Below are 13679 nucleotides of genomic sequence, written 5' to 3' on the forward strand. Positions count from 1 at the left end.
TGTGCACCAGCAACTTACGTTGGTGCCCTAGTTAAGCACTATGCACACTCCGAATTTCCCCTCCTATCCCTCCTGAAGCATCAACAACCTTTGCCTTTCCTTCCGCCATGCGTAAATACTTCTTTCGCCGCCAACGGATAGCTACCAGAATACCGCGAAGATACTCATCGCACATCATCGCTATATAAATCCCCGTTAATCCTAGACCATAGTGTAACCCCAAGACATAAGAAAGCCCCGCAGCGACACCCCACATTGAAAACAACGAGATCACCATATTAAATCGTGTATCACCAATCGCATTCAGCGCATTACCAAAGCCCATATTGATCATCCTGCCTGGCTGAAGTATCGCACTTAGTACAAGGCAAGAGAGTGCTAGATCGATAATACCTTGGTCTGAACTGAAGAAACCGAGAAAGCTTTTTCCGATAATCAAAAGAAGAATACTATTGAACCCGACTAAGCCTAGTCCAATCCAGGTGCCGCGATAGCCTGCTTTATATACGGCCTGTGTATGCCCTGAGCCATATAGATGGGCAATCTGGATTTGAGCCGATAAAGCAATCGAATAACCCAGCATGAAGCAGATAGATTCCAGCGTATTCATATACGTTCTCGCCGCCAAAGCAGCAGCCCCCATCGTTGCCAAAAAGCTATAAATCGCCAGCTGCGATAAGACCCATGACGACATATTGACGCCGAGCGGCCAGCCGATTTTGATAATTTCACCAAATAACTTTCGATTAAAAATAGCAAGATCACGCCATCTGATTCTTCGCTCAAAGGCAGTAACAAACATATAAAGCAGCAAACAAGTCGCAAGTAACCGACTCACTAGCGTAGAAATGGCAACACCCGTTAAGCCGAGCTGTGGGAATCCGAAGGCTCCATTAATCCATACATAGTTCAAAATGACGTGAATGACATTCATCCCGATCGCGGTTATCATGGGCCCCTTCGTGTTCCCTGTATTCCGAATGGCCGTGCTGAGTGTAGCCGTCAATGCAGTTAACACCATGCCGCTGCCGACAATTGAAATATACGTATGTGCTAGCGGGAGCAACCGCTCTTCTAACTGAAACAGTCGCGCTAAAGGAACAGCTTCGACATACAGGATGAAACTGAGTATGGCACCAATCAATCCGCTAATTGTGACAGCCATAATCCCAACCGTTCGTGCGGCTTCTTGTTGTTTGGCTCCAATTTTCTGAGCAATGAGAATACCTGCCCCACTTGCAACTGTCATAAATAAAATCATCACTGCCTGAAAGATTTGATTCGCCAAACCAACTACGGCTACCGCATCATCCGAGACACGGCTTACCATAAGCGTATCCACCGCGCCTAAGAGAAGTTGAAGCAGTAATTCGACAAATATAGGCCATGCTAGAATCCATAAGGAAAACTTATTTTTCTCAGTCGTCATGTTCACGCCACCATCCAGTATACTTCGCTATTTGTTATGTAAATGAAACTTACTAGTCAGTTCAAATTATAGCTGTTATAGTTGGATTCATGTATCAACATCGCAACTGAAACTTATACAATTCCAACTTTTACACAGAATTAAAGAAGGTGGTATTATGGCATTTCTTGAGATCACGATTCCTCCTCTGCCCCACTATATCGCGAGTGGATATAACAGTATTCCCAAGGGAGGACAGCACCCCAGTCGCAGCAACATCCAAGTATTTGATTTGCTTATCACAACTTCCGGCTGCTTCTACATCGGTGAAGAGGATGAACGTTTCGAGGTTGGGGTCGGGCAGGCTGTCATTTTACGGCCTGATCGCTACCATTTCGCGACCAAAGTATGTGAGGAACTTACCTACACCTACTGGCTGCATTTCCATGTAGGCGGTGCTTGGGAGTTAATGAAGCCGAGCGCCGTTGCAACTGTTTCTTTAGAGGATCCTGCTCCAGAGGATGCCGTGGTGGAAGCCTTCGCCGTGGAACCCTTCACCATGCGCATCCCGCAATTTACGACACTCCAGCACCCTGAGAAAATGTATGAAGTCCTTGATCAGCTGCTACAGCTCCAGCCTCGTGCGCACGTGAACAGTGTTCGTTTTGCCCAGCAGCAGTTATTTCAGGAGATTCTATATCAATTGGCTGCCTCCGCAGAGACCGCTCATGCATCTGCCTCCAGGGCCTGCGCTGAGAAGGCGGCCTCCTACTTAAGGCAGCATTTCCGAGAATCGGTTACCGCTAAACAGCTGGGGGATGAGCTCAATTTCCATCCTGTGTACATAGCTCGCTGCATGCAAAAAGAATACGGCTGCTCTCCCTTAACCTATCTGCTTAAATTACGGGTAAGTCATGCCAAACTATTGCTTCTACAAACGGAGCTCCCGATTGCCCACATTGCTCAGGAAGTTGGCTTTGAACAGGCCGCTTATTTCGCTGCAAGCTTTACCAAGCTCGAAGGAATGTCGCCTCGCTCGTACCGGCAGCAGTTCGCACATGGGTCCTAAATGCTTGGGGATCGAGCCATTTATGCTATACTGAGAAAAAAAAGGATAAGGAGTCCACGTCATGGCAACCCCCTTACATTGGAAAAAGTCATTATGGATACTTTGGGGTGCGAACTTCTCCATTACATGTGGCATGAATCTAGTTCTTCCGTTCTTACCTCTCTACATCGGGGAGTTAGGGGTTCACGACTTAGATGATATTGTCCGTTGGACAGGCTGGATCGTAGCTGCCCAATTCATCACTTCCTTTTTGACCCAGCCACTATGGGGAGCCATTGCCGATCGACGCGGGCGTAAGATCATGCTGCTGCGCGCCGGCTTCGGAATGGCCATCGTCACCGCCCTAATGGGCATTGTTACATCGCCCTGGCAGCTGCTATCGCTGAGATTGTTGAATGGCTTCTTCTCCGGCTTCATCTCGATGGCGGTTTCATTGCAAGCCTCGTTGACCCCCCGAGAACATTCGGGTAAGTCGCTTGGCACCTTGCAAACTGGTGCTATCGCAGGCACACTCATCGGCCCTTTAATCGGTGGCGTACTAGCCAGCTTTCTCGGCTACCACCACGTGTTCTTCTTCACAGGAGGACTCATGCTATGCGCCAGCCTTATCGTCATGCTGTTCATCAAGGAGGAGCGCAAGCCTGTCACCGCGAAAAAGGTACGACAGCGGACGCCGTGGCGCTTGTTCCGCCCCTTGCTGCCTGTGTTTGCTGCATCACTGATTACGCAGATCGGTATGATGAGTATCGAGCCGATTGTAACGGTATATGCCAAAACCTTATACACGGGAGCGCACTTAGCCTTCTTCGCCGGGCTTATCGTCGCAATCACGGGCATCGCCAATCTATTCGGAGCTCCGACCTTGGGTCGGTTAGGTGACCGAATCGGGCAGCGCATGACGCTGGTCATTGCCCTCACGATGGCGGCTGTCGCTTTCATACCGCAGGCTTTTGCCACCAATATTACGACGCTGCTCATCGGCAGATTCCTGCTGGGACTGTTCATCGGCGGGATGATTCCTTCGCTGAACGCTTTAGTCATGAAGCTTGCAGCACCTGAGATTCAAGGCACCGCCTATGGCTTCAATACGTCATCGCTGTTCCTTGGAAATCTCATTGGCCCCTTGCTCGGCAGTCATCTGGCAGCGGAATACGGCTTCACTTCTGTGTTCTTTGTAACGATGAGTATATTGCTAATCTGTGCCGTGTTCGTGTATACGAATCGCAGCTTGGATGCAACCACTCAGCCCAAAACCGCGTAGACATATAAGGAAATTATGTTAATCTACCAATAATTAGATGATGGAGGATACCGATGAAACACGAAATCTTATATAAAGGTGCATTTCCGATGCTGCGTGTGCAGCTTGAAGCTGGTGAGAACATTAAAGCCGAGTCCGGCGCGATGGTCTCCATGTCCCCGAATATTGAACTTAAAGGAACAGCAGATGGTGGCATTATGCGCGGTCTTGGACGGATGCTCAGCGGCGAAAGCTTCTTCTTCCAGGAATTGAGTCCCAGCCGAGGATCCGGCGAGGTGCTCCTAGCACCTGCTGTTATCGGTGATATTGAAGCCGTTGAATTAGATGGTACCTACAAGCTTTATGTCCAAAAAGATGGCTTCCTTGCCGGCACTTCAGGCATTCAGGTGAACACCAAGATGCAGAATCTAGCGAGCGGCTTCATGTCCGGCGAAGGCTTCTTCATCGTCGAAATTAGCGGTCGAGGCACCGTGTTCCTCTCCTCCTACGGTGCGATCCATGCGATTAACTTGGCGCCAGGCCAAGAGGTGGTTATCGATAACGGGCATCTGGTTGCTTGGCCGGATTATACGCCTTATACGATTGAAAAAGCCTCCAAAGGCTGGATTTCCAGCCTTACGAGCGGCGAAGGCGTCGTCTGCCGATTCCGCGGCGAAGGCGTCGTGCTCATCCAAACGCGGAATCCGAAGAGCTTCGGCGGTTGGATCAAGCAGCTGCTGCCGGGTAGATAAGGCAGCAATGACAAAGAAGCATGCGAAGACGGTTACGTCTTGCATGCTTCTTTGGTTAGTTGCGCGGCGAGCAGTGCCCCTCATCTGATCATTTGACACCTATTAGATAAAGTGATATGGTCAAGAGAACAAGACGTTCCGCTTTTTGCGGGATGTCTTGTTGTACTTTTATGGGTATCGTACATCTCATCTAATTACTTTGCGTATAGGTGAAGTCTTCTGTAATATCCGTTGTACATACTCATCAATCCATTTAGGGAGGAATTCGCAGTGATTCAGGTAAAGGAGTTTTTAGATACGGATGCGTCTTATGCGGAGACAAGAGCTAATCAGTTTCTAGCCGAATTGAAAGAAGAACAAATTGTTAATGTTTGCTATGGCTCCATCTTGAAGTCATCCCCAAGCGGTGTGGGTTTTCAACGTAGTGCAATCCTTGTCGTTTATAAATCGGGAGAAAGTAATCCTAAGTAAACGAGTTGTTTACACGAAGATAGAGACTGCTCTCAGTCATCTCTACAGCTCTTCTTGCTGTTTCAGATCACCAGTTCCTGTCGCACAACAAAGAGGCATTTCAACACCTATAAAGTGTCGAAATGCCTTTTGTTGTGTGAAGATGATGTGCAGGAGACTGACTTTCTACCAATAACCTTTTGTAACTCCCTGTAACTTGGCGACAGCTTCCACAAAGTAATAATCGCCATAAATGAGGGAACAATCCACATTCGTATTGGCTGGATGATGTCCACAACCATGGAGTAATAATCCTTCATGAGAACGATCAGACCTTGTAGCGTAATGATGATATAAATTAGAAATCGCCTCAACAGCATACCTTTCATAGCGTTGCTGTTCTTCTCCGTCAACGTGCTTGGCTAGCTCTAGTAAGCTCGCAGCAGCGATTGCCGCAGCTGAACTATCCCGATAAGCATTCACGCGATCAGTGACATCAAAATCCCAGAGTGGCACCAAATCCGACTCTACTCTGTCTAGGTAAACTTTCGCACAGCTGCGCGCTATGTCCAAGTAGGCTTTCTTGCCTGTATATTTGTAAGCGTATGTGTAGCCGCCAATAGCCCATGTCTGACCTCTCGACCAGCATGAATCATCTGCAAATCCTTGGAAGGTTTGTCCGAACTTAGGCTCACCTGTTTCTGGATCAAAGACGAAGGTGTGAAACGCCGTAAAGTCTTCTCGAATGATTGTACGCGCACATGTATCCGCGTGTGCCTCCGCCACTCTTCTGTATTCCTCGTCTCCCGTTTCTTCCGAGGCCCAGAATAGAAGCGGCAAATTATACATACAATCAATGATGATTCTGCCTCTATTTTCCTCGCTGAAGGGTTCTCCTGGTACCCAAACATTCCATGCTTGAATGAAGTTACCCTTACTATTAAATCTGGACTTGAGGTGGTCAGCTGCATCAAGCGCCACTTTGCGCGCATTGGTATCCCCTGTCAGCTTATAGTCAGCTACAAAGGACAAGGAGTAAAGAAAGCCCAGATCATGATCCAAGGTTTCCGGCGTCTCATACATCCGTTTTAACAGTCTAGGGTAGGAGTCACGAGCGGACTTCATAAACGTCTCGTCCTTGGTTAACTCATAGCAAAGCCAATTCATACCTGTCCAGAAACCGCCAGTCCAAAAACCATTTTCAGCAAATTCATATTTGCCTTCTTTGGTATGAGCAGGCAGCGCATCCCCGAAGGAAGCTGCATTACGACTTGTTTTTTCTGTAATAAAATCACTAATTTCACGTAATGATGGCATAGGATCCTCCAATAATATAATCAATGTAAGCTTAATTATAGGTGCATCCTTGTTCCAAAACTACGAGGTAATCTTTTGTTTATATAAGACGATCTTTCGAGATATATCTACCGATACGCCCGCATCGCCTTGCGCAGCTCCTTCAAGCTAGGCCGCTTGCCGTACATCAGCACGCCAGTGCGGTATATCTTCGCCGCAAGCCAAGCCATCGCACCAATGGACAGCAACTGGATGGCTATTGACAGGGCAATCTGCCAGAACGGCAGAGAGGTCATGCCAATCCGCAAGAACATAATCATCGGCGAGAAGAATGGCACGAACGACATCGTCACCACGAACGGGGCATTCGGATGATTCAGTCCGAAGATAGCGATCATGAACGCCGCGACGATGATGTAGGTAACTGGCATAATGGCAGGCCCCACATCCTCCGTGCGACTGACAAGCGAGCCTACCGCCGCGAAGATCGTCGCATAGATGAAAAAGCCAAGTAAGTAGAAAATCAAGAAATAGACGAGCACGGATATTTCTAAATCGCTCCAACTGAGATTCAAATCCTTGATGGCCGAAGCATCACTCAACTGAATATTCAAAAAGCCTACGGCGATGAGCGCGGCAATTTGCGATAGCGCCAGCAAGCAAATGCCAATGATTTTACCGAACATCTGCTTCAGCGGTGACACGCTTGTAATGAGCAATTCCATAACGCGCGTGCTTTTCTCCGCTGTGATTTCCGTTGCAACGAGATTGCCGAATCCAATGGCTCCCATGTAAAGCATGAAGAGCAGGATATACACCAACATGTAGGACAACCTCATTTGGGACTCTGTTTTGCCCACAGCAGCTTGATCCGATGTGGAAATTTGCACGGTCTCCAATGACACTGGCGTTTGGATATCCGTTTTTAGTGAATCTGGCACACCAGCTCCTTGCAGCACGATATCCGTCTTAATGAGCTGAAGCGCGGTTTGCAGCTTATTTTTAGGCGAATCCATCGTTCCTGTGGAATTGTAGATCATCTTCGGGAATCCGCCTTGTTTCCCCTCCGTGAACGCTAAGTATCCCTTGATTTTCTTATCTGCCATTTGCTGCTTCCCATATACCTCATTAGCCTCTACACTGCCCTGATCGGAAAGGGGTACAATTTGTATCTCTGCATTCGGTTGATTCTTAAAGAAAGCTTCCAGTTTAGATGCCACAACCGCTTGCTGCGTGCCAAAAATTCCTATTTTCGTCGCTTCATCGGAATCGAATTGTTTGATAATGGTTGGAAGATGAATCAAAAGCGATACCAGGATTAGCAAGATTAGAGTCATCACTTGAAACGATTTGATTCGAAAGCGAGACATGTAGGTAAATTTAATGACGGTCCAGATACTATTCATGCTGGCTTCCCACCTTCTGGATAAAAATTTCATTCAAGGTTGGCTCCATGATTTGAAAACGCTGTACAGTGGAATGTTCCATGGCATATTGCAAAATACGCTGTGCGGCTTCCGGCTGCGAAATGCGAAGCTCGTACCCATTTAGCCCTTGGTTCACCGATGTGACGCCTTCAAGCCTCTCTAATCCATTAATATTAGTAGTTGTCTCTAGTACTACTCTTTCCTTCGGAAAGCTCGCTTTAATCTCCTTCAAATTGCCTTGCAGAATGGTGTTTGAGCGATGCAGCATACAAATATTCTCACAAAGCTCCTCTACATGCTCCATCCGATGGCTGGAAAATAAAATTGTTCTCCCCTCATCACGGAGACTTTTCACCGTTTTCTTCAGCAGCTCGACATTCACGGGATCCAGTCCGCTAAACGCTTCGTCCAGAATAAGAATCTCCGGATTATGAATGACCGCCGCAATGAATTGAATTTTCTGCTGGTTTCCCTTGGACAACTCCTCAACCTTACGGTTGTAATAGTCAGGAACCTCAAACTGTTCCAACCACATCTTCAAGCTGCGATCTGCCTCACGACGCTTCATTCCTCGAAGCTCAGCTAAGTATAAAATCTGCTCACTAATTTTCACTTTGGGATATAAGCCGCGCTCCTCCGGTAAATAGCCCATTAAGCTGCGGAGCTCTTCCCGATAGCCTTGCCCATTCCACTTAATATTACCTTCATCTGGATAAATAAGACCGAGTACCATCCGCATCGTTGTCGTTTTGCCAGCACCATTCGCACCTAATAACCCATATATTTCTCCCTGCTTCACTCGCAGCCCAATCCGATTCACAGCTGTTTTATCTCCGTACTGCTTCGATACCTGTTCAACAACTAAAGGGTATGTCATCCATGAGCCTACCTTTCGTCACGAAGTTGATTACGCTTACTATTTTACATGATAATGGAAGATTAATGAATTTCTCTGTGCCAAATAAAAAAAGAGAAGCGCTCAACGCTTCTCATACCGATGTAAGGCTAACTTCTGGATCTCGATAGCTCGATCAATTTTGGATGCTTTCATCTTACTAACGTAGCTATCAAATGCATCTAGCGGCTCAACACCGAGAATAATCTTCAGAGACATCTCATCAACAAGTGTCATCACATCCATCATAATTGAAGAAAACTCAGCACTCTCCAGCTCTGTCTTCGGCGTTTGCGGTAGGGTGTATGATTCAACTTGCGTATCCGCCCAGATCCCAATCGCTTTTCTTTGCTCAGGCAGCGTGTAATATTGTTCTACATATCGAACATCCTGAACAAACGGACCAAAATAACTTGCTCTCGTATACATCGACAAGGCTTGTGAGGGTGCTAACTTATCTGGATTTCGTAAGATCCAATCTGTGTACGTCGGATAGCCGTCTTTCAACGTGTAGCTCGTTCCTTCTATGCCAAAATTAAAGAGCATATGTCCTTCGTCACTATAACCGTAATCAAGTAACTTAGCCGCCTCTGCTGCATGTTGACTATTACTTGAAATCGCTACGCCACCAGTCCCGACATAATCATAACTTTTTTGCCCAAATTTCGGCTTATCCCCTTTTTGGAGTACGGGATATGGGGTTGCTGCAAACAAAGCTGACTTGTTTCTCTCTTCGACCAGTGGCTGCCACTTCCCAATACCAGCCCCCGCATTCCAGATGGTTGCCCCGCTGCGCCCTGTTACCATATTGGAATCCATCGTTTTGGTATCTACGGATGCAATGTTTTTATCGATTAATCCTTCCTTATACCACGCTCGGAAAGTAGCTAAGAAATCCTGATAGCCCTTCTCCATAGGACCATACTTGACCTCACCCTGGTCCAGGTAGAACCCTTTGCGAATCCCATAAGCCCCGACAAAAGCGCCACCCTCGATCCCAAATAACGGATTCGGCACGCCTAGGAAAGTTAAAGGTGCTGCAACTCCCTTCTTCTCCTTGAACGTCTTGAGCACCGTATGCCATTCCTCTATCGTCGTTGGCACCTCTAACCCGAGCTCATTCAACCAATCCTGCCGGATAATCGGCCCTTGATACGTACGAAGCTTATCGTCACCACGGATAAAGGGGAACACGTAATAGCTGCCGTCATCGGTCCGAATTTGCTTATCGATGTCTGGATGCTCTTTTAAGTACTTCTTTAGATTAGGCGCATACTTATCAATGACCTCATTCAGCCTCAAAATATACCCATCCTTGATCGCCTTTTCAGGTCCACCAGGGAAGCTGTCCCATTCGAACTCCATCATATCAGGCAAGTCGCCAGACGCTAATAAGACATTCATCGCTTCCTTAGCTTGATTGGCCGACGGCTGTATGAAGGAAAGCTGGACCCCTGTCCGCTTCTGCCACTCTTGAAAAAAGGGAATATCTTTGAATTTGGTTTTCACACTGGCGGCATTCCCATTCAACTCTGACCAATAGGTCAGTTTAGTCGTTGCTGGCACAGACGACTCCTTATTTGTAGTCGCCGTTGTTGGCTGCCCTGACGGTGCCGTCAAATTCGTCGGACTCTCTGAAGAGCATGCCGTGAGTCCCATGGTGAACACACATAGAAGTAATAATGCCTTGTTGCTAGCTCGTCTGCTCATTCCGTTCCCTCCCAGCATGTCATCTTGCTATCATCAGTTCATTTCTTTATATTTCCCAGGGGTTATTCCTTCGTATTTCTTAAATACACGTATAAAGGTTGCCACTTCATTATAGCCAACTAACTTGGCAATCTCCGAGATCGAATCTTGCTTGTAGCTGATCATCTTCTTCGCTTGTTGAATCCGGTATTTCGTAATGTAATCGAGCAAACCTTCACCCGTCTGATCTTTGAACAATTTGGATACATAGCTGCCTCTTAAAGCAAAGTTTTCACCAATCGTATTCACATTCAAATTAGCGTCTTGATACTGCTCCTCAATATATTGCATAACTTTGGCGATTAGCTCGCGCAAGGTTTCCGTGCGTTCCTTCGTCTGGTTTGCTTCTATTTTAGAAGCGGCAAACGCACACACCTCTCCGAGGAGCAACTGCAGCTCTTGCTGCATCTCGAGGATGGTGTCGCACGCAATGATCTTTTCCATCCATAGGGGGTTGTCCCCTAACCAGGGCTGCGTCGTTCCGTCCCCAAGCTCATTCATCGCTTTCACCATCGTACCCACGAGGTTAAAAATGAGGCATCTCGCCAAGGTAAGCGACACCAGCGGCTTATCAAAATTGCGCCCCATGATCTCGTTCATGCTAGCCGAGGCTTGGTCAATATCTCCCGTTTTGATGAGATTAATAATTTGCTGCTCCACTTGGAGTGGATAATAATAGCCCATCTGCAGCTTATCGGCCGTATCGATACGAATCTCATCGTAGGTGATGATCTCCCTTTTGCCTCTAACCATCTTATATTCCATCGCATCCAGTGCTTCACTATACGCCTCAGCAACACCTACCAAGGCAGGGTGAACACCACTGATAGAGATCGTTAGATCCATATGGAATCTTGTCAGGAAACGCTGTGCTTCTGCAGCAATCCAATCCAGATCAACCTTCCGCTCGGCTGCATCCGTCTCAGCAAAGTTCACCAAACACACCATCATATCGTCGATCTCTGCCACGTAACCAGCATGCTTACGATGACCAACGAGCTCTTCAACAACATTCGTGATAATGAATTGCATCAATTTTCGACGTTCACTGATATCCATACCCGGTAAATTCGTAGATATACTATCGGAATTCTCAACCGCAAACAGAATGACCGCGAAATGATTCGAGATCACATCCATATGAAAAGTTTTGAAAGCTTCCTCGTACGAAACGAGCGAATCGATTCGCCCCTTCAACAGTCGATTTAACATATTCGAACGGAGTACATGATGATGAGATTGCAGCTGCAGCGCAATTTGATCCTTCTCATCCCGTGTATGCGAGATCATTTTCTGAATGAAATGCAGCTCATTCCCATCTACGCGTTCCTCGAACGCATTTTTATCGGAAATCGATTGAACCAAACGTTGGATCGGTGAGTAATTACGGCGCAGAAAGAACCAGGTCAGCACCGCTGCACCAAATAGGCTGATCAGGATGCTGATATACGTAAATTTGCGGACATATTCCGCTTTTTCCCAATATATGCGACTTGGAATGATCAGTACATATTTGAGATCAGACACAGCAGATTGAATATAGAAAAGCTCTGATTCTCCATCCTGCGAAGGCTTGTACGTAACATTATCCTCATCCTGCAATTGCTCCAAAATGAGATTCTTATTCACCGTCACAGGCACATTGGAAAGTAGAACTTGATTGTCATGATTAAGGATGACGATTTGTCCGCCGCTAAACCCTGAAATGCTTTCGATTGCCTTCTCGAACCGTTCCATATCGGCCATCACAACGACTGTCCCTGTTTGTTTCCCATTCAAATCCTTAGGCAAGTGTGTGATGTACGCGATGGAAGAGGAAGAAGGGCCTGCATCTACGCGGGGAAGGATCATGAACTGGTTATTCGTTGCTTGATGAATCGTATTCAACCATTGCTCATATCGGAGGGTACCTGTATTGTGGATCGTATCAAACGCTGTTTGCAGATCGCGCATATTTCCCGGGCGAAGAATTGCAGCTTCCTGATCCCAAGTCACATAGAATTCATCGATCGTCGCATAGGAAGTTTGATACATCCGAAACTCTTTTACCAGCTGAAAAGCTAGATATTGATCATCATTAGTTTGTATATTCGTGTACATTAAACTTTGAAGCTTCGTATTCCAAGTAATTTCCATATTTAACCGTTTCATCAAATCGAACTGTGTGTCGATCGTATAACGGACTTGTTTGAGTAAGGAATCGTTCGCACGATGAATTTCGCTTTTTAGTGCATGACTCGACTGCGAGTAAATGAGAATACTCATCAGCATTGGCACGAACAATACCGCGCTGTACGATAATAACCAAGTAAATACAATACTCTTTCTTTTCGGCCAAAATAATCGAAGCTTCACATGGATCTCCTCCCGCTGCGCACCTTGAAAAATCCTCTGAAGGGATTGTCTCCTTCACTCTATTATACCTCTGTTCGCAAGGGGAGGAATGTCCAAAATGACAAATCCGATTGACAAAAGCGCTACTAGATCCCTAATTACAGGGTCTAGCCCTTCAAGGAGCCTACCATAACCCCTTTGACAAAGAAGCGTTGTACGAATGGATAAACACACAGAATTGGCAATGTCGCCACGACGATGGTCGCATATTTAATGGTTTCCCCAATCTGGAAGCGATCACCCGCATCAGCTCCAACGGACATGCCATCTGTTGAATTAGAAATAAGTATTTCCCTGAGTACCAACTGTAAAGGGAAGAGATCTCGATTTTTGATAAAAATAGATGCGTAGAACCAGCCATTCCATTTATCAACCGCATAGTACAGAATCATAACAGCAATGACAGGCATGGAAAGCGGAATGATGATTCGGAACAAAATCGTAAAGTGATTGGCCCCATCGATTTTGGCTGACTCCTCTAAGCTGTCTGGTATCGCCATAAATGCTGTTCGCATAATAATCAAATTAAATGTGGAGATGGAGAATGGAATAATCGTCGCCCATAGGGTGTCGAGTAAGCCGACATTTTTGACGATTAAATAGAGCGGGATTAAGCCCCCGTGGAAGAACATCGTGATCACGATAATGATCATAAATGCTTTATTCCAGATCACATTTTTTCTAGAAAGTACGTAAGCACCTAACGCTGTCATCAAAAGGTTGACGATAACGCCAGCAACGACGATAAACATCGTGTTGCGGTAGCCGATGAGAATGCCAGGGTTCTTCATGACCCCTTTATAGGCTTCCCAACTAAAGCCAAGTGATTTAAATAAGATCCCTTTATGAGCAACTAATTCATTCGCATTACTGAAGGAAGCAAATAATACGTAAAGTAAAGGGTACAACGTTACGATAACGAGTAGGGTCAAAATCAAATGAATAGCAATATCGAATAGTCTTTCTACAAAACCTGGTCCTTTTCTCATCAACATCACC

Annotated in this window: 11 protein-coding genes; 4 read left to right on the plus strand and 7 right to left on the minus strand. The window is 46.4% G+C overall.

All coding sequences use genetic code 11. The features are described 5' to 3' along the window. Nucleotides 1-31: 31 nt before the first annotated feature. A complete protein-coding gene (locus AC58QT_RS14750; RefSeq protein ID WP_497409627.1) occupies nt 32-1429 on the minus strand; it encodes an MATE family efflux transporter in 1398 nt (465 codons plus the stop codon). A 157-nt stretch (nt 1430-1586) separates the two neighbouring features. Here AC58QT_RS14750 and AC58QT_RS14755 point away from each other — a divergent pair, with 157 nt between their 5' ends. From AC58QT_RS14755 to AC58QT_RS14770, 4 genes are all read left to right on the plus strand, one after another. Next, nucleotides 1587-2477, plus strand: coding sequence for a helix-turn-helix transcriptional regulator (locus AC58QT_RS14755; protein ID WP_497409628.1), 891 nt, complete (start codon nt 1587-1589; stop codon nt 2475-2477). Nucleotides 2478-2538: 61 nt separating this feature from the next. Next, on the plus strand, nt 2539-3738 hold the full coding sequence (locus AC58QT_RS14760; protein WP_497409629.1) for an MFS transporter: 1200 nt from the start codon (nt 2539-2541) through the stop codon (nt 3736-3738). Between the two features lie 53 nt (nt 3739-3791). After that, entirely contained in the window at nt 3792-4469 is a 678-nt protein-coding gene (locus AC58QT_RS14765; protein WP_497409630.1) for a TIGR00266 family protein, read from the plus strand. Nucleotides 4470-4739: 270 nt separating this feature from the next. Further along, complete coding sequence (locus tag AC58QT_RS14770; RefSeq protein WP_497409631.1) at nt 4740-4940, plus strand: sporulation protein Cse60; 201 nt, start codon at nt 4740-4742, stop codon at nt 4938-4940. A 165-nt stretch (nt 4941-5105) separates the two neighbouring features. Here AC58QT_RS14770 and AC58QT_RS14775 read toward each other — a convergent pair whose 3' ends face one another. From AC58QT_RS14775 to AC58QT_RS14800, 6 genes are all read right to left on the minus strand, one after another. Further along, nucleotides 5106-6236, minus strand: a complete 1131-nt coding sequence (locus AC58QT_RS14775; RefSeq protein WP_497409632.1) for a glycoside hydrolase family 88 protein — start codon at nt 6234-6236, stop codon at nt 5106-5108. A gap of 107 nt (nt 6237-6343) precedes the next feature. After that, a complete protein-coding gene (locus AC58QT_RS14780; RefSeq protein ID WP_497409633.1) occupies nt 6344-7621 on the minus strand; it encodes an ABC transporter permease in 1278 nt (425 codons plus the stop codon). Continuing rightward, nucleotides 7614-8519, minus strand: coding sequence for an ABC transporter ATP-binding protein (locus AC58QT_RS14785; protein ID WP_497409634.1), 906 nt, complete (start codon nt 8517-8519; stop codon nt 7614-7616). The genes AC58QT_RS14780 and AC58QT_RS14785 overlap by 8 nt, the downstream gene beginning before the upstream one ends. Before the next feature lie 102 nt (nt 8520-8621). Further along, entirely contained in the window at nt 8622-10247 is a 1626-nt protein-coding gene (locus AC58QT_RS14790; protein WP_497409635.1) for an extracellular solute-binding protein, read from the minus strand. A gap of 33 nt (nt 10248-10280) precedes the next feature. Then, nucleotides 10281-12641 (minus strand): helix-turn-helix domain-containing protein, encoded by a 2361-nt coding sequence (locus AC58QT_RS14795; protein ID WP_497409636.1) that lies wholly within the window; start codon nt 12639-12641, stop codon nt 10281-10283. Nucleotides 12642-12787: 146 nt separating this feature from the next. After that, nucleotides 12788-13669, minus strand: coding sequence for a carbohydrate ABC transporter permease (locus tag AC58QT_RS14800; protein WP_497409637.1), 882 nt, complete (start codon nt 13667-13669; stop codon nt 12788-12790). Nucleotides 13670-13679: the final 10 nt, after the last annotated feature.

Source organism: Paenibacillus sp. J31R109 (assembly GCF_059692055.1).